Source organism: Mesorhizobium sp. WSM4306 (assembly GCF_007003975.1).
Classification (GTDB): Bacteria; Pseudomonadota; Alphaproteobacteria; order Rhizobiales; family Rhizobiaceae; genus Mesorhizobium.
In genome coordinates this window covers 255,632-274,550 of record NZ_VFTC01000002.1, presented here as the reverse complement: position 1 = coordinate 274,550, position 18,919 = coordinate 255,632, and the positions used below count along the sequence as shown (strand labels likewise).

The 18,919-nt window shown below is 61.8% G+C and carries 21 protein-coding genes; 16 read left to right on the top strand and 5 right to left on the bottom strand.

Features of this window, described 5'->3' with window-relative positions; translation table 11 throughout:
• Positions 1-177: 177 nt before the first annotated feature.
• The 4 genes from FJV77_RS05030 to FJV77_RS05015 all read right to left on the bottom strand — a co-directional run bounded on the left by FJV77_RS05030 (position 178) and on the right by FJV77_RS05015 (position 3,281).
• Positions 178-609: an HIT family protein gene (locus FJV77_RS05030; protein WP_142865753.1), complete on the bottom strand. Its 432-nt coding sequence runs from the start codon at positions 607-609 to the stop codon at positions 178-180.
• A 194-nt stretch (positions 610-803) separates the two neighbouring features.
• Positions 804-2,018, bottom strand: coding sequence for a GNAT family N-acetyltransferase (locus FJV77_RS05025; protein WP_142865752.1), 1,215 nt, complete (start codon positions 2,016-2,018; stop codon positions 804-806).
• A gap of 55 nt (positions 2,019-2,073) precedes the next feature.
• The gene (locus FJV77_RS05020) at positions 2,074-2,802 is read right to left on the bottom strand and encodes a glycerophosphodiester phosphodiesterase (protein ID WP_142865751.1); all 729 of its coding nucleotides are present in this window, start codon (positions 2,800-2,802) and stop codon (positions 2,074-2,076) included.
• Between the two features lie 14 nt (positions 2,803-2,816).
• Entirely contained in the window at positions 2,817-3,281 is a 465-nt protein-coding gene (locus FJV77_RS05015) for a RidA family protein (protein WP_142865750.1), read from the bottom strand.
• 139 nt (positions 3,282-3,420) lie between these two features.
• Between FJV77_RS05015 and FJV77_RS05010 the strand changes: the two genes are divergently transcribed.
• The 5 genes from FJV77_RS05010 (at position 3,421) to tsf (ending at position 7,158) form a co-directional block, all read left to right on the top strand.
• A complete protein-coding gene (locus tag FJV77_RS05010; RefSeq protein WP_142865749.1) occupies positions 3,421-4,251 on the top strand; it encodes a cell envelope integrity EipB family protein in 831 nt (276 codons plus the stop codon).
• A gap of 31 nt (positions 4,252-4,282) precedes the next feature.
• Positions 4,283-4,561, top strand: coding sequence for a DUF4031 domain-containing protein (locus tag FJV77_RS05005; protein ID WP_112561631.1), 279 nt, complete (start codon positions 4,283-4,285; stop codon positions 4,559-4,561).
• A gap of 5 nt (positions 4,562-4,566) precedes the next feature.
• The gene (locus FJV77_RS05000) at positions 4,567-5,169 is read left to right on the top strand and encodes a LysE family translocator (RefSeq protein ID WP_246691144.1); all 603 of its coding nucleotides are present in this window, start codon (positions 4,567-4,569) and stop codon (positions 5,167-5,169) included.
• A gap of 176 nt (positions 5,170-5,345) precedes the next feature.
• Positions 5,346-6,128 carry a 30S ribosomal protein S2 gene (gene rpsB / locus FJV77_RS04995; protein ID WP_142865747.1) on the top strand — a complete coding sequence of 261 codons (783 nt, stop codon included), beginning with the start codon at positions 5,346-5,348 and terminating at the stop codon, positions 6,126-6,128.
• Positions 6,129-6,237: 109 nt separating this feature from the next.
• Complete coding sequence (tsf, locus tag FJV77_RS04990) at positions 6,238-7,158, top strand: translation elongation factor Ts (RefSeq protein WP_142865746.1); 921 nt, start codon at positions 6,238-6,240, stop codon at positions 7,156-7,158.
• Positions 7,159-7,195: 37 nt separating this feature from the next.
• On the opposite strand, the gene FJV77_RS04985 is transcribed toward tsf, so the two are convergent.
• A complete protein-coding gene (locus FJV77_RS04985; protein ID WP_142865745.1) occupies positions 7,196-8,122 on the bottom strand; it encodes a LysR family transcriptional regulator in 927 nt (308 codons plus the stop codon).
• A gap of 114 nt (positions 8,123-8,236) precedes the next feature.
• Here FJV77_RS04985 and FJV77_RS04980 point away from each other — a divergent pair, with 114 nt between their 5' ends.
• The 11 genes from FJV77_RS04980 to fabZ all read left to right on the top strand — a co-directional run bounded on the left by FJV77_RS04980 (position 8,237) and on the right by fabZ (position 18,907).
• Entirely contained in the window at positions 8,237-8,665 is a 429-nt protein-coding gene (locus FJV77_RS04980) for a nuclear transport factor 2 family protein (RefSeq protein ID WP_142865744.1), read from the top strand.
• 36 nt (positions 8,666-8,701) lie between these two features.
• The gene (locus FJV77_RS04975; protein WP_142865743.1) at positions 8,702-9,229 is read left to right on the top strand and encodes a nuclear transport factor 2 family protein; all 528 of its coding nucleotides are present in this window, start codon (positions 8,702-8,704) and stop codon (positions 9,227-9,229) included.
• A 36-nt stretch (positions 9,230-9,265) separates the two neighbouring features.
• Positions 9,266-10,375 (top strand): aldo/keto reductase, encoded by a 1,110-nt coding sequence (locus tag FJV77_RS04970; protein ID WP_142865742.1) that lies wholly within the window; start codon positions 9,266-9,268, stop codon positions 10,373-10,375.
• A 148-nt stretch (positions 10,376-10,523) separates the two neighbouring features.
• Positions 10,524-11,246 carry a UMP kinase gene (pyrH, locus tag FJV77_RS04965; RefSeq protein ID WP_023671026.1) on the top strand — a complete coding sequence of 241 codons (723 nt, stop codon included), beginning with the start codon at positions 10,524-10,526 and terminating at the stop codon, positions 11,244-11,246.
• A 98-nt stretch (positions 11,247-11,344) separates the two neighbouring features.
• On the top strand, positions 11,345-11,899 hold the full coding sequence (gene frr, locus FJV77_RS04960; RefSeq protein WP_112561637.1) for a ribosome recycling factor: 555 nt from the start codon (positions 11,345-11,347) through the stop codon (positions 11,897-11,899).
• Entirely contained in the window at positions 11,880-12,653 is a 774-nt protein-coding gene (locus FJV77_RS04955; RefSeq protein ID WP_281408563.1) for an isoprenyl transferase, read from the top strand. Before frr ends, FJV77_RS04955 begins: the two co-directional genes overlap by 20 nt.
• Before the next feature lie 11 nt (positions 12,654-12,664).
• Positions 12,665-13,480: a phosphatidate cytidylyltransferase gene (locus tag FJV77_RS04950; protein WP_142865740.1), complete on the top strand. Its 816-nt coding sequence runs from the start codon at positions 12,665-12,667 to the stop codon at positions 13,478-13,480.
• A 104-nt stretch (positions 13,481-13,584) separates the two neighbouring features.
• Complete coding sequence (gene rseP, locus FJV77_RS04945) at positions 13,585-14,727, top strand: RIP metalloprotease RseP (RefSeq protein ID WP_142865739.1); 1,143 nt, start codon at positions 13,585-13,587, stop codon at positions 14,725-14,727.
• A 217-nt stretch (positions 14,728-14,944) separates the two neighbouring features.
• The gene (bamA, locus tag FJV77_RS04940) at positions 14,945-17,317 is read left to right on the top strand and encodes an outer membrane protein assembly factor BamA (protein ID WP_142865738.1); all 2,373 of its coding nucleotides are present in this window, start codon (positions 14,945-14,947) and stop codon (positions 17,315-17,317) included.
• Positions 17,318-17,394: 77 nt separating this feature from the next.
• Positions 17,395-18,453, top strand: coding sequence for a UDP-3-O-(3-hydroxymyristoyl)glucosamine N-acyltransferase (lpxD, locus tag FJV77_RS04935; RefSeq protein ID WP_142865737.1), 1,059 nt, complete (start codon positions 17,395-17,397; stop codon positions 18,451-18,453).
• Between the two features lies 1 nt (position 18,454).
• Positions 18,455-18,907, top strand: a complete 453-nt coding sequence (gene fabZ / locus FJV77_RS04930) for a 3-hydroxyacyl-ACP dehydratase FabZ (protein WP_142865736.1) — start codon at positions 18,455-18,457, stop codon at positions 18,905-18,907.
• Positions 18,908-18,919 lie beyond the last annotated feature (12 nt).

The following is an 18,919-nucleotide window of genomic DNA, read 5'->3' as shown; positions in this document are numbered from 1 at the left end:
GAAAGACCCGCCCGGCACCTGCTTTTGCCAACGGTTCTGATGTCGCAACCGAATTTCCCACGATTTTTGAAAACCCAAACGCACCACGGTACGGCAAGTTACCATGGCGTGGTTTGATACTTTCCTAACCGACGCGGTGGAATTTGCCCAAGCGCATCGCCTTGATGCACCCCGGCTTCAACCGTTCAGCACTGCCCGGATCTTGCTCGCGTTCTCAGCCAGCACTTCGGGCTTCTCCATCTGTCCCGTATGCGGCTTGAGCGCGATGCCTTCGAACCGCGGGATGACATGGACATGCAGGTGATAGACGGTCTGGCCAGAGGCCGGTTCGTTGAACTGCAGGACGGTGACGCCGTCGGCGCCGAATGCTTTTTTGACCGCCTGCGCCACCTGCTTGACGACCGTGAACAGCGGGCCGAGCGTCGACGGATCGGCATCGAGCAGATTGCGCGACGGCGCCTTCGGCACAACCAGCGTGTGCCCGGGCCCCTGCGGCATCACATCCATGAAGGCAACCATCGCGTCATCCTCGTAGACGCGGTGCGAGGGGATTTCGCCGCGCAGGATCTTTGCGAAGATATTGCTGGGGTCGTAGCTGGCTTCAGCCATGGCGGTGCTCCGGAATTGTGCCTCCCCGTGTAGCGAAGCCTCCCCAAACCGGCAAGTCAGTCAGGTGAGATCGGCCATGCCGGCTTCGACCAACGCGCGACGGAAACGCCGTCCTTTGTCGACGCGATGTCGAAACAGGCGGCTGGATCGTCGTTGCGCAAGGCGGCACGGGTGGCGAGACCGGATCGAGACCGTTATTCCTCGAGGTCCTTGCGGAAAGGCGTGTGCTCTTCCAGAATTTCGCCCATTCGCTCGACCTCGCGCCGCTCACGCCGAAGATAATCTGCCACCGCATTGCGCAGGCCGGGATGCGCAATGTAATGCGCCGAATGCATGGTCACGGGACGGTAGCCGCGGGCCAGCTTGTGCTCACCCTGCGCACCCGCCTCGACCACCTTCAGCTTGCGCTCGATGGCGAAGTCGATCGCCTGGTGGTAGCAGACCTCGAAATGCAGGAAGGGGTGGTCCTCGATGCAGCCCCAATTGCGCCCGTAGAGCGCATCGGAGCCGATGAAGTTGATGGCGCCGGCGATATAGCGGCCGTTGCGTTTGGCCATCACCAGCAGGATGTCGTCGGCCATCCGCTCGCCGATCAGCGAGAAGAACTTGCGGTTGAGATAGGGCCGGCCCCATTTGCGGCTGCCGGTGTCCATGTAGAAGGCAAAAAAATCGTCCCAGGCCTTTTCGGTCAGGTCCTTGCCGGTCAGCTGGTCGATCGAGATGTCGTTTGCGAGCGCCTCGCGTCGCTCCTTCTTCATCGCCTTGCGCTTGCGTGATGCCAGCGTGGCGAGGAAATCGTCATAGGTCGAAAAACCTTCGTTGAAGAAATGGAACTGCTGGTCGGTGCGGTGCAGGAAGCCGGATGCTTCGAGCGTTGCAACGTCGCTTTCCTGTGCGAAGGTGACATGTGCTGAGGATACACCGAGCTTTTCCGTCACCGCCTTCAGCCCCGCCGCGAGACCGGCCTTCACAGTCGCACTATCCTCGCCCCTGCTGACCAGCAAGCGAGGGCCGGTGACAGGGGAGAACGGCACGGCGCACTGCAATTTTGGATAGTAGCGGCCCCCGGCGCGCTCGAATGCATCCGACCAGCCATGGTCGAAGACATATTCGCCCTGGCTGTGCGATTTGAGATAGCATGGCACCGCGCCCAGCAATCTGCCTTGCGCATTTTCCAGCCTGAGATGATGGCCCTGCCAGCCGGTGCGCCGCACGGCGCAGCCGGAATCCTCAAGCGCGCTCAGAAACGCGTATGAAACCAGAGGGTTATAGCCGTTTTCTGTGCCGCCGCGCGTGGTGCCGGCAAATCCGTTCCACTCATCGCAGGTGAAGGCATTAATTCCAGCGGCGATGCGGATGGAAAACTCCGCATTCGCCGTTTGTCCATCGCCTTCGTCACCCTGATCCATGAGACTTATTTAAGCTCTGTGCGGGCCGCTACAAGTCACGTTTGAGGCACTCGTGTCAGGCGACTTTAACCAGATCGGGTTCGAACCCTTCGAACGTCATCTGGTCGGCGTATTTGAAGGTGAGATCGACTGCCGGCTGGTCATGCACCGTCCAGGTGATCACAGGCATTTTCAGCTTTTCGCGCACGAAGCTGACGAACGGGTTCGGCAAATCGCCCGCAGCATAGGAGGTGAAGGCTAGGTCGTGCGCCAGCATGGCGAAATGCGACTCGATCAGCTGGTTGTCCCGGCCATAAGCCGTGAGCCCGCCCGGAATGCCAGGTGCGTCTTTGGGGAAATCGCGGACCAGCCAATGATCGAACGACATGATCGCGGCTTTGCCCTTGTAGCGCTGGAGCATCTTGCCGACGCTGGCCACCAGCCCCTCGTCATGGCCGGGCACGCCCTTCAGTTCGACAACCATCGGCACGCGGGCGTCGACCAGGTCGAGCACTTCCTGCAGCGTCGGAACATGATCCTTGGTGCCGCCGATCCTGAGTGCGGCCAGTTCCGCCGCCGTGCGTTGCCAGACGAAGCCGTCCTGACCGGTCAGCCGCTTCAGGTCGCCGTCATGCATGATGACCGGAACACGGTCGGACGACAGGTGCACGTCGCATTCGATGGCATAACCGCGCTCGGCGGCCGCAGCGAAGGCCGACAGCGTGTTCTCCCAGCGCGTCTTGTTCATGTCGTGGAGGCCGCGATGCGCGACGGGGCGGGCGGTCAGCCAGGAAAGGTCGGTCATAGCTCAGTCCCTGCTCATGCGACTTCGAAGACGGCTTCGATTTCCACTGCGGCATTAAGCGGCAGCGAGGCGGTGCCGACGGCAGAGCGGGCATGCTTGCCGCGTTCGCCAAGGACGGCGACCAGGAAATCGGAGGCGCCGTTGGCGACCAGATGCTGCTCGACGAAATCCGGCGCTGATGCGACGAAGACGGTGATCTTGACCAGACGCTGGATCTTTTCGAGATCGCCAAGCGCCGCCTTGGCCTGCGCCAAGATGTTGATTGCGCAGTATTTTGCACCTTCCTTGCCGGCTGCCGTGTCGACGTCGCGGCCGAGCAGGCCGCTTGCCTGCAGCTTGCCGTCCTTGAGCGGCAACTGCCCGGCGGTGAACAGAAGATTGCCGGATCTGCAATAGGGCACATAGTTCGCGGCGGGCGCTGCGGCGGCCGGTAACGTCACGCCGAGATCGCTTAGCCGCTTTTCGATTGTTTCACTCATCGTATTTCCCTATTGCTTGGAGACGCCGCGCTGGCCGGGGCCGAAATTGCTATTTTTGCCTCGCTTCCGCCACGACTTTTTTTAAGCTGGACCATCTATCCCTGCGGCCTGCCACCAGCCGCGACGATCGGAGCCCCCTATGCGCGCAACGCGCCTTGCCTTCTACGCTGTTCTTGTCCCGGCGCTGTTCTCGATGGCTCCCGCCTTTGCCGTGCCGGCATTGCAGGCGCATCGAGCCGTCTACGATCTTACCCTCAGCAAGGCGTCGGACCGTTCGGGGATCACCGGCATCTCTGGCCGCATGGTCTATGAGTTCAATGGCTCGCCCTGCGAGGGCTATACGGTAAAATTCCGTTTCGTCACCCAGATCGTCACCGGCGACAACACCAGGCTGACCGACCAGCAGACGACCACGTTCGAGGATGCGGAAGGCAAGACCTTCTCGTTCGTGACCAAATCCTTCGTCGACCAGAATCTCGACAAGGAGGTCAAGGGCACCGCCACGAAAGAGACCAAGGGCCTAAAGGTCGACATCGACAAGCCCGAGAAGAACAGCCTCGAACTCGCCGCCACCCAGTTCCCGACCCAGCATCTGGTCGAACTGATCGGCAAGGCCGAGAAGGGCGAGAATTTCTACGAAACCAGCCTGTTCGACGGTTCGGAAGACGCCAACAAGGTGATGACCACCACCGTCATCGTCGGCAAGAAGACCGAGGGCGACAAGGCCGATCCCGAAGCGCCGGCACTGGCCAAGCTCGCCGGCGACAAATACTGGCCAGTCGACATCGCCTATTTCGACGAGACCGACAAATCGGGCGAAGAGGTGCCGGAATACCGCATCAGCTTCAAGCTGCATGAGAACGGCATCACCCGCGACCTCACCATGGACTATGGCGAGTTCTCGATGACCGGCAAGCTGGTCAACCTGTCGCTGTTCTCCCAGACAAAGCCTTGCCCGGTCTCGAAATAACAACGGTGCGGAGCTGGCCACGGCAGGCTTGATGGCGGTGTATGTCGATGCGGCGATCTGGAAGTGGGCCGGCCATCGCTGGTGCCACCTGATGGCCGACGATACCGACGAGTTGCATCGTTTCGCCGCCGTCCTTGGCGTCAAGCGTTCGTCCTACCAGGGTCCGCCCAAGACATCGGCGCCGCACTATGACATAACCGGCTTCGAGCGCGACCGCGCGGTGCGGCTCGGCGCCATCGAATGCAGCCGCGAGGAGATCGTCGCGATCTTCCGGCGCGTGCGGGTACCCAACGGAAAGGGCCGATCGTGACTTTAATGGCATTCCTGGCCTACTGCCTTGCCATCACGCTTGCCGCTGCGACGCCGGGTCCGGCGATGTTCACAGTTATCACCAATGGCGTGTCGCGCGGCTTCCTGCGAGCTTTCGTCGCCGGAGTTGGCATCGCTGCCGGCGATGCCGTCCTGGTCACCCTGGCCCTGCTCGGACTGGTGGCGCTGGCCCAGACTTTCGAATGGGTGTTTCTCGCCTTGAAATATGCCGGTGCGGCCTACCTGATCTTTCTCGGCGTCAAGATGTGGCGCGCTGCAGCCGCTCAATCGACCGTGCAGGGCCTGCCTCAAACCAGATTGTCGCGGTCGTTCCTGCTTGGCGCGTCCGTGGCGCTCGGCAATCCGAAGGCGATTCTGTTCCATGCCTCGATCATGCCGCTGATCCTCAACCTCGACACCATGACATTTGCCGATGGCCTGCTCGTGGTTATGGTCGTGATCGGCGTCAACATCACCACCATGGGCGTCTATGCGGCGCTGGCGGGCAGGGCGTCCGGCTGGTTCAGGACGCCCAAACGCATGCGGCTGATGAACCGGTTCGCCGGCAGCGCCATGATCGGCACCGGAGCACTGATTGCCGCACGCTGATCGGTAAAGCGCCTCACCGCTTGCGTTTGTAGCACTTCCCCTCTATATGCGCGCTCATTCCACACACGGACTTTGGTGTCTGCCCGGGAGAAATCCGGCTGAAACCTCCGGTGGCGTTCGAGGACAAAGTCCAAGAATGCCTGTGTCCGTGGAGGCTAACCGGAAAGGAACTAAGAATGGCACTGCCTGATTTCAGCATGCGCCAGCTTTTGGAAGCTGGCATTCACTTCGGCCACCAGACCCACCGCTGGAACCCGAAGATGGCGCCCTACATCTACGGCGCTCGCAACAACATCCACATCATCGACCTCTCGCAGACGGTGCCTTTGCTGCACCAGGCGCTGAAGCAGGTTTCGGACACCGTCGCCAAGGGCGGCCGGGTGCTGTTCGTCGGCACCAAGCGCCAGGCATCGGACATCGTCGCTGACGCGGCGCAGCGTTCGGCTCAGTACTACGTCAACTCGCGTTGGCTCGGCGGCATGCTGACCAACTGGAAGACGATCTCGAATTCGATCCAGCGCCTGCGCAAGCTCGACGAGATGCTGGCCGGCGAAGCCCAGGGCCTGACCAAGAAGGAGCGCCTGAACCTCGATCGCGAGCGCGAGAAGCTCGACAAGGCGCTCGGCGGCATCAAGGACATGGGCTCGACGCCCGACCTGATGTTCGTCATCGACACCAACAAGGAAGCGATCGCCATCCTCGAGGCCAAGCGCCTCGGCATCCCGGTCGTTGCCATCATCGATTCGAACTGCGATCCGGACAAGATCGACTTCCCGATCCCCGGCAATGACGACGCGGCGCGCGCCATCCAGCTCTATTGCGACCTGATCGCCAAGGCTGCCATCGACGGCATCGCTCGCCAGCAGGGCGCGCTCGGCGTCGACATCGGCGCCTCGGTCGAAGCTCCGGTCGAACCGGCGCTGGATCCGACCCCGGCGGCCGAGACCCCGGAAGCCTGATAGTCGAAGGCCGGTCACGGCCTTCATCTTTCTAATATTTTGGCACGCTAAACGGACGCATCACCGAGTACCGGTGGTGCGTCGGTGCATTTAAAACAAAGAGGCGACAATGAGCATTTCGGCTGCACAGGTCAAAGAACTCCGCGACTTGACGGGCGCGGGCATGATGGACTGCAAGGCGGCGTTGACCGAGACCAACGGCAACATGGAAGAGGCCGTCGACTGGCTGCGCAAGAAGGGCATCTCCAAGGCCGACAAGAAGGCCGGCCGCACCGCGGCAGAGGGCCTGATCGGTGTCGACAATGGCGTGCGCGAGGCTGCTGTCGTTGAAGTCAATTCCGAAACCGACTTCGTCGCCCGCAACGCTGCTTTCCAGGAAATCGTCGCCAATGTCGCCAAGGTTGCACTCGCCTATGGCACGACCGAAGCCGTGGCTGCCGCAAAGTACCCGGATTCGGACAAGTCGGTTGCTGACACCATCAAGGACGCTGTCGGTACGATCGGCGAGAACATGGGCTTCCGCCGCTCGGCCAAGCTGAGCGTTCCGCACGGCGCTGTCGCGACCTATGTCCACAACGCGGTCGCCGACGGCCTTGGCAAACTCGGCGTGCTGGTTGCGATCGAAACCACGGGCAATGAGCATGCCGCCAACGCCTTTGGCCGCCAGGTCGCCATGCATGTCGCCGCCACCAACCCGATGGCGCTGACGGCCGAGCAGATCGATCCGGCTGCGGTGGAACGCGAAAAGGCGATCTTCTCGGACCAGGCACGCCAGTCCGGCAAGCCGGAAGCGATCATCGAAAAGATGGTCGAGGGCCGCCTGCGCAAGTTCTACGAGGAAGTCGTGCTGCTGAAGCAGGCCTTCGTGCTCAATCCCGACATCACTGTCGAGAAGGCTCTGAAGGATGCCGAGAAGGAAATCGGCGCTCCGGCCAAAATCTCCGCCTATCTGCGCTTTGCGCTGGGCGAAGGCATCGAAAAGGAAGAGACCGATTTCGCGGCGGAAGTCGCGGCTGCGGTCAAGAAATAATCCTTGGAAATAGCCCCTTGAAAGGGGGCTTCTCAGCTCAGGCAACTCGGTCGGGTGTCCGCAAGGATGCCCGGCCGATTTCTTGTGCAGTATCGATGAAAGCCCTGAGCTTCGGCGCCATCGACGCCCGGCGCGGGAAGTAGAGGAAGAGGCCGGGCTCTTCGATCGCCGTTTGCGGCAGGATCTGGACGAGACGGCCGGCGGCCAATTCCGCGCGCACCAGCGGTTCGAAGACATAGGCCAGCCCGACGCCGGCAAGCGCAAGGTCGATCGCGGCAAGCGAATCCGTAACGATGACAGTGCCCTTCGTCTCGACCACGACATCCTTGCCGTCTTCGGTCAGGTCCCAGCGGTAGAGCGCGCCGGAGCGAACGAGCCGGTAGCCGACGCAATTGTGGTTGGCGAGATCGGCCACGCTGTGCGGGCGGCCATGCCGGCCGACATAGGCGGGAGAGGCGACGATGACGGCCTTGAATGGTGGCGTCAGCCGGACCGTCACCATGTCTTGCGCGATCATCTCGCCCAGCCGGATGCCGGCATCGAAACCCTCGCCGACAATGTCGATGAGTCCCTGGTCGGTGAGCAATTCAACAGTCACATCCGGATAGCGGTCCGCCATCGCAGCGACCACAGGCGTGACGGCAAGCGGAATTGCGATGTTGGGGACGTTGAGCCTGAGCAGACCCGAGGGTCGGCCCTTGATGGCGCGGATGCGGTCCATCCGTTCGGCAATGTCCTGAAGGGCAGGGGCCGCCGTCTCCACCAGCGCCTTGCCGGCTTCCGTCAATGAAACGCTGCGCGTCGTGCGTGCAAACAGAGGCTGTCCGATGCGCTCTTCGACGAGACGCACCGCATGGCTGACCGCGGATGGACTCATGCCGAGTTCAGCCGCGGCAAGCGCGAAGCCGCCGCGCCGGGCAACGGCAAGGACAACAGGCAGATGGCTGAGCAGATCCCGATCCATTCATGCACAATATCGCATAGTCTATGCCGATCATGCAACCTTGTCGAGGCGGGGTAGAAGGGGCATTTAAGGGGCACCAAACGGTGGATACCAGCCAGCAAGAGGATCCCCTTGATGACCGATCTTCATTCCAATCAAGCCCGCCACCTCAAGACCGTGCACAGCTTCTTTGAGCTGATGCACAGCAAGGACATCGACAGCTGGAGTGACCTCTGGGCCGAGGACGGCCGCATCCTCGTCTTCTATCCGCCGGCAGGATTTGGAGACAGCATCGACGGCAAGGCCGCGATCATGGCGGCCTTCAAGGGGCTGTTCGGCAATTTTGAATCCTTCGAGTCCGAAATCACGGCGATCTATCCGGCGACGGATTCGGACGCCGTGGTCGTCGAATACAAAAACCGCGCCGTGCTCGTCGGCGGCACCGAATACACCAACAGCAACATTGCCGTCTTCCGTTTCGAGAATGGGCTGATCAGTGCCTATCACGACTATTTCGACCCACGCCGGTTTCAGGTCGTTGTCGACGCGCTGTCGAAAGGCTGACGTTCGCTGACGACCGATGCACAAAGGAGAAGAGACATGAATGCCCTGAAACACATGACCTTCGCCGCGGGCCTTGCTTTGGCGCCGGCCGATGCCGGCGGCGCCGAGCCGTCCGGCTGGCGCGCGCTCGCCGACGAACGCGCCGTCATCCGCATTGCCGATGCCATTGACCGTGCCGTCGATGCGCAGGACTGGAAGCTTGCCCGTTCCTATTTCGCCGACCGTGTCACCGTCGACTTCAGCAGCCTGTCGGGACAGCCCGCGGCCAACATCGCCTCCGACGATCTGATCGGCACCTGGGCCGGCAACCTCCGCGGCAGCAAGACCAGCCTGCATCTGCGCACCAACCACCAGGTGGTTCTCGAGGCGGATGCGGCCACCGTCTCTTCCAACGGCTATGCCTGGAACCGGATGGAAGGCAATGGCGACCCGCTGTGGGAAGTCTGGGGCACCTACGAGCATCATCTGGTCCGCTCCGGCGCCGGCTGGAAAGTCGACGGCTTCATTTTCCGCGCCACGCATGAGCGTGGCAATCCCTGGGTCAAGGCAACACCCGGCCAGTAAGTCGGTATCATTCAGATCAGGATCGGAAGAAACATCATGACCATGACCTATTACACGCTCGGCAACAGCGGCCTGCGCGTCAGCCGGCTGGCGCTGGGCACCATGACCTTCGGCACCGAATGGGGCTGGGGGGCGGACAGGGAAACGGCGCGCGCCATGGTCGACGCCTATGTCGAGGCCGGCGGCAATTTCTTCGACACCGCCGACCTTTATACCGGGGGCACCGCCGAAACCTGGCTCGGCGAATTCATCGCCGAACGAGGCTTGCGCGACAGGGCGGTGATCGCCACAAAATTCACCTTCAACGCGGAACCCGGCAACCCGAACGCAGGCGGCAATGGGCGCAAGAACATTTTGCGCGCCGTTGATGCTTCGCTGAAGCGGCTAGGCACCGACTATATCGACCTTTATCTCATGCACGTCTGGGACGGCCTGACGCCGGCCGAAGAGGTCATGCGAACGATGGACGATCTCGTGCGTGCAGGCAAAATTCGCCATGTCGGCCTGTCCGACGTGCCGGCCTGGTATGCTGCCCGCGCGCAAACGATCGCCGAATGGCGCGGTTACGAGCCGGTGTCGGCCCTGCAGCTAGAATATTCGCTGGCCGAGCGTTCGATCGAGCATGAATTCGTGCCCTTCGGCGCCCGCCATGGCGCCGGCATCATGGTGTGGAGCCCGCTGGCCAGCGGCCTGCTCAGCGGCAAATACCGGCCGACGCAGGATGGCAATGCCGGCCGGCTCGACGGCTTCCGCAACACCACCCATCCAGGGTTCCGGAAATTCACCGATCGCAACTGGGCGATCGTGGCGGAACTCGAAAGGATCGCCGCCGAGTTCGGGCGCAGCATGCCCCAGGTCGCGCTCAACTGGGTGGCGACGCAGCCGGGCATCGCGACCGTGATCCTTGGCGCCACCAAGCTGGCGCAGCTGCAGGACAATCTGGCGGCGCTGGATTTGACGATCCCCGCCGAGTTTCGCACGCGGCTGGATACGGTCAGCAAGACACCGCCGCCATTCCCGTACTCCTATTTCGGTTCCGAGATCCAGGTTCGGGTTACCGGTGGCGCCGTGACCGGCGACAAGCCGTCCGGTTACGCGCCACCGCTGCTTGTCGAAGGCGACGCCGTCAGCATCACCAGCAACTGATAGGCCGCGACGGGGACGCCAATTGGGCGAGGGGCGCCGCGTGACATCGCGGCGCCCTTCGTGTATCGGAACTCGGCATCGCGCCAGCGGCGGCGCCCGTGCGAGGGCGGCCTGCCCAGGCGCCACACGCAATAATGACGAGGTCCAGATGACGGCAAAGCCCCTCTATCGACGTGTCTTGCTGAAAGCGTCGGGCGAAGCGTTGATGGGCGAGCAACATTTCGGCATCGATGTCTCGGTCGTCGACCGCATCGCCGCCGATATCGCCGAAGCGCGCGCGCTCGGCATCGAGGTCGGCGTCGTCATCGGTGGCGGCAATATCTTTCGCGGCGTGGCGGTGGCGTCCAAGGGTGGCGACCGCGTTACCGGCGACCATATGGGCATGCTTGCCACGGTCATCAACTCGCTGGCGCTGCGTACCTCGCTGAACAAGATCGGCGTCGATGCCGTTGTGCTGTCGGCGATCGCCATGCCCGAACTGTGCGAGAGTTTTTCTCAGCGCCAGGCCACCGCCTATATGAACCAGGGCAAGGTCGTTATTTTCGCCGGCGGTACCGGCAATCCGTTTTTCACCACCGATTCGGCCGCAGCCTTGCGCGCGGCCGAGATCGGCGCCGACGCTCTGTTCAAGGGCACCCAGGTCGACGGTGTTTATTCCGCCGATCCCAAGAAGGATCCGAATGCGACCCGCTTCGAGCGCATCAGCCACGCCGAAGTCATCAACAAGGGCCTTTCGATCATGGATACCGCCGCAATTGCACTTGCGCGCGAAAACAACATCCCGATAATCGTCTATTCGATCCACGAAAAAGGTGGTTTCGGCGATATTCTGAGGGGCGGCGGCCGTTGCACGATCGTCGCCGACGAGTGATCCGGAGTATACTCTCCGGAAAGGGGATCAGTTTTTCGAAAGCGGGCTATTCGGGCCCTAAGCAGTGAACCCGGGTCAAACGGGTCGAGGAGACGAAGATGAGTGGTGAGTTCGACGACCTCAAGCGGCGCATGGATGGCGCGATCGCAGCCTTCAAGCACGACCTGGCTTCGCTGCGCACCGGCCGCGCCTCCAGCAATCTGCTCGACGCCATCCAGGTCCAGGCCTATGGCACCACCATGCCGATCAACCAGGTGGCGAACGTGTCGGTGCCGGAGCCGCGCATGATTTCGGTCTCAGTCTGGGATAAGTCGATGGTCGGCGCCGTCGACCGCGCTATCAGAGAATCCAATCTCGGCTTCAATCCGATCGTCGATGGCACCAATCTCAGGATTCCGCTGCCCGAGCTCAACGAGCAGCGCCGCAAGGAACTGGTCAAGATTTCGCACGGCTACGCCGAGAACGCCCGCGTTGCGGCGCGCCATGTCCGCCGCGACGGCATGGACTTCTTGAAGAAGGCGGAAAAGGACGGCGACATCAGCGAGGACGATCAGCGCAAGCGCTCCGATCAGGTCCAGAAGCTGACCGACGAAACGATCAGCACGATCGATCACCTGCTTTCCGATAAGGAAGCTGAAATCATGCAGGTTTAGGGTCGGCCCACACCGGCCCGAAAGCGAGACCATGGCAACGCCCGCGCATGTCGCGATCATCATGGATGGAAACGGACGCTGGGCCAAGGCGCGCGGCTTGCCGCGGCTTGCTGGCCATCGCGCCGGCGTCGAGGCGTTGCGCAAGACGGTGCGCGCTGCGCCCGGTCTCGGCATTTCTTTCCTGACCGTCTATGCCTTTTCGTCGGAAAACTGGTCGCGGCCCAAATCCGAAGTCAGCGACCTGATGGGGCTGTTGAAGCTGTTCATCCGCCGCGATCTGGCCGAACTGCACCAGAGCGGCGTGCGCGTCAGGATCATCGGTGACAGGGCAGGGCTGAAGCCGGACATCAGAGGCCTGCTCGAAGAGGCCGAATCGCTGACCGCCCGCAATGAAGCGTTGACGCTTGTCATCGCCTTCAACTATGGCGGGCGCGACGAGATCGTGCGCACGGCGCGCAAGCTCGCAGCCGCCGTGGCGCGTGGTGAGATCGACGCAGCGGCGATCACGGCGGAATCTTTTGCCGGCGCCCTCGATACCGCGGGCATTCCCGACCCGGAGCTGGTCATCCGCACCAGCGGCGAGCTTCGGCTGTCGAACTTCCTTTTGTGGCAGGCAGCCTATAGCGAACTGGTCTTCCTGCCCTGCTACTGGCCCGATTTCAGCCGCGAACACCTGGCCGACGCATTGCGCGACTTCGCCGGCCGCGAGCGCCGCTTCGGCGGGCTCGCCGCCCAAGATGTCGCCGCTTCGTGACCGGCGGCGGGATGAACAATCTTCAGCTTCGCATCGTCTCGGCGCTGGTGCTGGCTGCAATAGCACTTGGCCTGACCTGGTTGGGCGGGCTGTGGTTCCGCCTGCTTTGCGCCGGCATTGCCGCGGTCATCTTCTATGAATGGGCGCGCATGTCGCGCCCCGCGGCCGGTGCGGCCCTCGGATTCGTTCCAGAGGCGTTGCTTCTGGTTTTCGTCGGCGCCCTGATCGCCGGCGTGCCGGCGTCGTGGCTGCTGTCTCTTGTCCTGGCCATGGTTGTCGTTGCGGCGGTCGGCGCACGCACGCGCGGAACCGCGCAATGGGATGCCGCCGGCCTTGCCTACGCAGCGCTGTCCGGCCTGTCGCTGGCGCTATTGCGCGACGGCGACCGTTCCGGCCTGGTCGCGATCCTGTTTTTGTTCGCCGTGGTCTGGGCGACCGACATCTTTGCGTATTTCGTCGGCCGCGCCGTCGGCGGGCCTAAGCTTGCGCCATCGATTTCACCCGGCAAGACGCAGAGCGGCGCGCTTGGCGGTGCTGTCGGCGGCGTGGTAGCCGGCGTGCTTCTGGCCGCCGCCGCCGGGGCCGGCAATCTTGGCGTTCTCGCTTTGGTCGCGTTGGTGTTGTCTATTGTCGCCCAGGCTGGCGACCTGTTCGAATCCTGGGTCAAGCGCCAGCACGGCCGCAAGGATTCCAGCGCGTTGATACCCGGGCACGGCGGCGTCATGGACAGGGTGGACGGGCTTGTCGCGGCGGCTTTTGCCCTATACGTCATCGGTTGGATTTCGGCGGGCGCCGATCATCCGGCGCAGGGGCTTTTTCCGGCTTGAGCGGCATTTGACGGCGAAGAAATGGCGCGTGCCACGGATTCGCCTGGATTGATGTCACAGTCGCGGCGTCACCTTTTCGCCGTGGGTGAATTTGAGGGCACGACTTGAACGAGATATTTCACGCGTTTTTCAGCACCCAGGGCTTTGTCCTTGGCACGCTGGTGCCGTTTCTGTTCGTGCTGACCGTCGTCGTCTTCGTTCACGAAATGGGCCACTACCTCGTCGGCCGCTGGTGCGGCATCGGCGTAAAAGCCTTCTCGATCGGCTTCGGCCCCGAGCTTTTCGGCTTCAACGACAGCCACGGCACGCGTTGGAAGCTTTGCGCAATACCGCTCGGCGGCTATGTTAAATTCGTCGGCGACATGAGCGCCACGTCGAGCCAGCCCGGCACGGAAGAGCTGGAGAAGCTGACCGATGCCGAACGCGAAGTTGCCTTCCACACACGGCCGATCTGGAAGCGCGCGGCCACGGTGGTTGCCGGCCCGCTGTTCAACTTCCTTTTGACCATCGCCGTCTTCACCGTGATGTTTTCTCTTTATGGCCGCCCGGTGCTGGAGCCGATGGTGGCTCAAGTCACCGCCGGTAGTCCGGCGGAAAAGGCCGGCATTTTGCCCGGCGATCGATTCGTCGCCGTCAACGGCAGCAAGGTTGAGACCTTCGCCGACGTCCAGCGCCTTGTGCAGGGCCGCGCCGGCGATTCTCTTACCTTCACCATGCTGCGCGATGGCAAGGAGATCACCGTCACCGCGACGCCGGAGTTGATGGAACAGCAGGACGCGCTGGGCAACAAAACCAGGGTGGCCGTCATCGGCGTCGTCAACAACAAGGAGCTCGGCCAGCCGAGGGTGATCACCTACAGTCCGATTGGCGCGCTCGGAGCGGCGGTTGAGCAGACGGGGCAGGCCATTCAGGGCACTGGCCACTTCCTGCAACGTTTCGTTGTCGGCCGCGAGGACAAATGCCAGCTGGGCGGTCCAATCAAGATCGCCAAGATGTCGGGCCAGGCGGCCAAACTCGGCTTCGAATGGCTGGTGCAACTTGTTGCATTACTGTCAGTCGGGATCGGAATTCTGAACCTTTTGCCGATTCCCCCCCTCGACGGCGGCCATCTCCTGTTCTACGCCATCGAAGCCGTTTTCCGACGTCCGGTATCGGAGCGGATGATGGAAATGGGGTACCGGGCCGGCCTCTTTCTGGTGCTGGGATTTATGGGCTTCGTTTTCTGGAACGATCTGTTTGGCTGCTGAAATCATGAAGAAATTCGGCTTCGGCACCGGCAATGTTGAGACGCCGTTTACCATGCACGGGGGTATGCGTGACGCGAAAGCCACGCATCAGGGTTAAGTAATTACAAATTAACCAGAAGCCTTGCGTGTAGGGAAAATCCGGTTAATACGGTAGGGGAAATTACCGCACGTCCGGTTTTCTCGCCGTGGGGACTTCGAGAAAAGGTACAAAAGCCCGATGAAGGCAGCATCCAAGTTTTTGAGCGCCGCGTCCGCGGTGGCTATGTCCGCCGCTCTGGTTGTGCCAGGCGCGCTCGCAGTGCAGTTCGTTGCCACATCTGCGGCGCAAGCGGCCGTTGTTTCGAGAGTCGAGGTCAGCGGCAACCAGCGTGTCGACGCCGACACCATCCGCAATTACATCACGATCAAGCCCGGCAAGGCGTTTTCCAGCGCCGATATCGACGACGCGGTCAAGGCGCTGTTCGGCACCGGGCTGTTCTCGGACGTCCAGATCAACCAGGTCGGCTCGACGCTGGTGGTCAAGGTTTCCGAATATCAAGTCGTGAACCAGGTCCTGTTCCAGGGCAACAAGAAGCTCAAGGACAATGCGCTGGCAATCGCGGTGCAGTTGAAGCCGCGCGGCACCTTCTCGCAGGCAACGCTGGATTCCGATGTCGAGGCGGTGAAGGCCGCCTACAGGCGCATCGGCCGTGACGATGCCGCCGTGACCACGCAGATCATGGATCTCGGCGACAATCGCGTGAACGTGGTCTTCAACATCAACGAAGGCGGCCGCACCAAAATCGCCGCAGTCAATTTTGTCGGCAACAGCGCTTATTCGAGCCGCCGCCTGTCCGACGTTATCGCCACCAAGCGCTCGAGCTTCCTGTCCTTCGTGCTGCGTGATGACGTCTACGACGAGGACAAGCTGCGCGCCGACCAGGAGACGCTGCGTCGCTTCTACTATAATCACGGCTATGCCGACTTCCAGGTGGTCTCCGCAGTCGGTGAACTCGACGACACCACCAACCAGTACACCGTCACCATCACCGTGCAGGAAGGCGATCGCTACACGTTCGGCGATGTCAGCGTCGAGAGCACCATTCCGGAAGTCGATTCGAAGTCGCTGGAATCGGTGGTCCAGACCCACAAGGGCGATGTCTACAACGCCAAGGATGTCGAGGACACGATCATCGCGCTGACCGAGAAGGTCGCGGGTTCGGGTTATGCTTTCGCCCAGGTGACGCCGCGCGGCGACCGCAACTTCGAGAACCACACCATTTCGGTCGTCTATACGATCGACCAGGGCACCAAGGCCTATATCGAGCGCATCGAAATCCGCGGCAACGATCGCACGCGCGACTATGTCATTCGCCGCGAGTTCGACGTCAGCGAAGGCGACGCCTTCAACCAGGTTTTGATCCAGCGCGCGAAGAAGCGGCTGGAAGCGCTGGATTATTTTGAAAAAGTCGACATTTCGACTGTTCCGGGCTCCGAGCCTGACCAGGTCGTACTCGTGGTCGACGTGGTCGAGAAGTCGACCGGCGAGTTCTCCGTCGGCGCCGGTTATTCGACCGGTGGCGAGACTGCAGGTCCGTCCGTCGAAGGATCGATCGCGGAGCGCAACTTCCTCGGTCGCGGCCAGTATATCAAGGTCTCGGCCGGCGGCGGCAAGAATTCACGCGACTACAGCCTCTCCTTCACCGAGCCCTATTTCCTCGGACGCCGTATCGCCGCTGGCTTCGACATCTTCCAGCAGACCAGGAATTACAGCAAATACGACAGCGAGACGCTGGGCGCGACAGTTCGGTTCGGTTTGCCGATCACCGACAACATCTCGACCCAGCTGGCGTACAATATCACCCAGGAGAAGTACAAGCTCGACGACGGTTGCGATGACACGCCTCACGATGGCGTTCCCGACGCCGACTGCGATATATCTCCTGCGATCGTCGAGGGAATTGACGAAAGCCCGTGGATCAAATCATCGGTTAGCCTTGGGCTGGTCTACAACACCATCGACGACATGAAGAGCCCGCATGAAGGTCTCTACGCCACCACGACGGTGGAAGTGGCTGGCCTTGGTGGTGATGCTAAATTCGTCAAGGTTACCGGTCGTGGCACTGTCTACCAGACCTTGTCCGAACAGTTGGATCTGGTCGGCCTGATCTCAGGCGGCGCTGGCCATATTGCGGGCTATGGCGATAACGGCCTGCGTATCTTCGATCAGTTCCAGAGCAGCGACCGCATGATCCGCGGCTTCGAGTATGGTGGTATTGGCCCTGCGGACATTAATACAGATGACCACCTCGGCGGCACTACTTATTTCAATGCCTCGGCCGAGATGCAGTTCCCGGTACCGGTCATTCCGGAAAGCTTTGGTCTGCGCGGCGCTGTGTTTGCAGATGCCGCTACACTATATGGCAGCGCGATTGACACCCCTGGTGTCAGCCAAGTCTCAACTGACATGAAGCTGCGCGCCTCGGTTGGTGTCGGCTTGTTGTGGTCATCGCCTTTCGGCCCGATCCGTATTGACTACGCGATGCCCGTCAAGAAAGAGTCGACCGACGACGTGCAGGAATTCAACTTCGGCATGTCGAGCCGCTTCTAATGCGCGGGTAACGATGCTTCCGGGCCGTTGGGGTCCGGAAGAGAATTGATCCGACCTAGCTGGATATTGCTTCTGGAATGACCGATCCGGTGTTCTTCGCGCCATCACGCCGGTATACGGCCGGCGAAGTCGCGAATCTGACCGGCGCGGCGCTTGTCGATTCCGACCTTGCCCACATATCGATCGACGCCTTGGCGCCAGCCAGTGAAGGTGCCGAGGGTGCGCTCGTTTTCGTCGACGGCAAGCGCAATTTCGCGCTGATGCAGTCGCTGAAGGCGGCGGCAGTCCTTTGTCCCACCGAATTCGCCGCCAAGGCGCCGGCCGGCATTGCGGTTCTGGTCCATCCTCGACCGCAACAGGCTTTCGCCATGATCGGCCGGCTGCTGTTCCCGACGGCGGCAACTCCGGGACCGATGACCAGCGAAACCGGGGTCTCGCCGCAGGCTCATGTCGATGCCTCGGCGCATATCGAGGCCGGCGCGATCATCGAAGCCGGAGCGGTCATCGGCCCACGCGCTTCCATCGGCAGCGGAACGGTCGTTGCGCCCCACGCCGTTATTGGCCCCTCCTGCCAGATCGGCCGCGATGGCTATATTGGTCCAGGCGTGAGCGTCCAGTATGCCCTGATCGGCAACCGCGTCATCATCCACGGTGGCGCCCGCATCGGCCAGGACGGGTTTGGCTTCGTCGGCGGTGCCAAAGGGCCTGAGCGTGTGCCGCAGATCGGCCGCGTCATCATCCAGGACGATGTTGAAATCGGCTCGAACACGACAGTCGATCGCGGCGCAATGTCGGATACAATCATCGGCCAGGGCACCAAGATCGACAATCTGGTGCAGATCGCCCATAACGTTCGCATCGGTCGCAATTGCATTATAGCCGGGCTTTCGGGTATCTCCGGCTCCGTCGTCGTCGGCGATGGTGTCACCATGGGCGGCGGCGTTGGTCTTGCCGATCATTTGACCATAGGATCGGGGGCCAAGCTTGCGGCGAGAAGCGGGTTCATGAGCAACGTGCCGGCGGGCGAGATCTGGGGAGGCTATCCGGCGCAGCCGATGGCGGAAGCCATGCGCGAGATCGCCATGCTGCGCAAGCTCGCCAGGACGCGCAAGCAGGGCGAGGGGGGAAGTAGCTGAGATGGTGCCGGCGACGCTCGAAGCGGTCGATATATTGGGGTTGATGAAGCTTTTGCCGCATCGCTATCCCTTCCTGATGATCGATCGAATCGTCGAGATCGATGGCAATGATTCGGCTATCGGCATCAAGAACGTGACCATCAATGAGCCGCATTTCCAGGGCCATTTCCCGGACCAGCCGGTAATGCCGGGCGTGCTGATCGTCGAGGCCATGGCACAGACGGCCGGCGCGATCTGCATTCGCAGCCTCAACACGGAAAAGCCGTCACTGGTCTATTTCCTGACCATCGACAACGCGAAATTCCGCAAACCGGTCGTTCCGGGCGACCAGCTGAAGATCCACGTCAAGAAAATCAAAATGCGCGGCAACCTGCTCAAATTCGCCTGCGAGGCCATGGTGGAAGGCGCAAAGGCCGCCGAAGCCGAGATCTCGGCAATGATGGTTACCGGCTGACGGTTCGACATG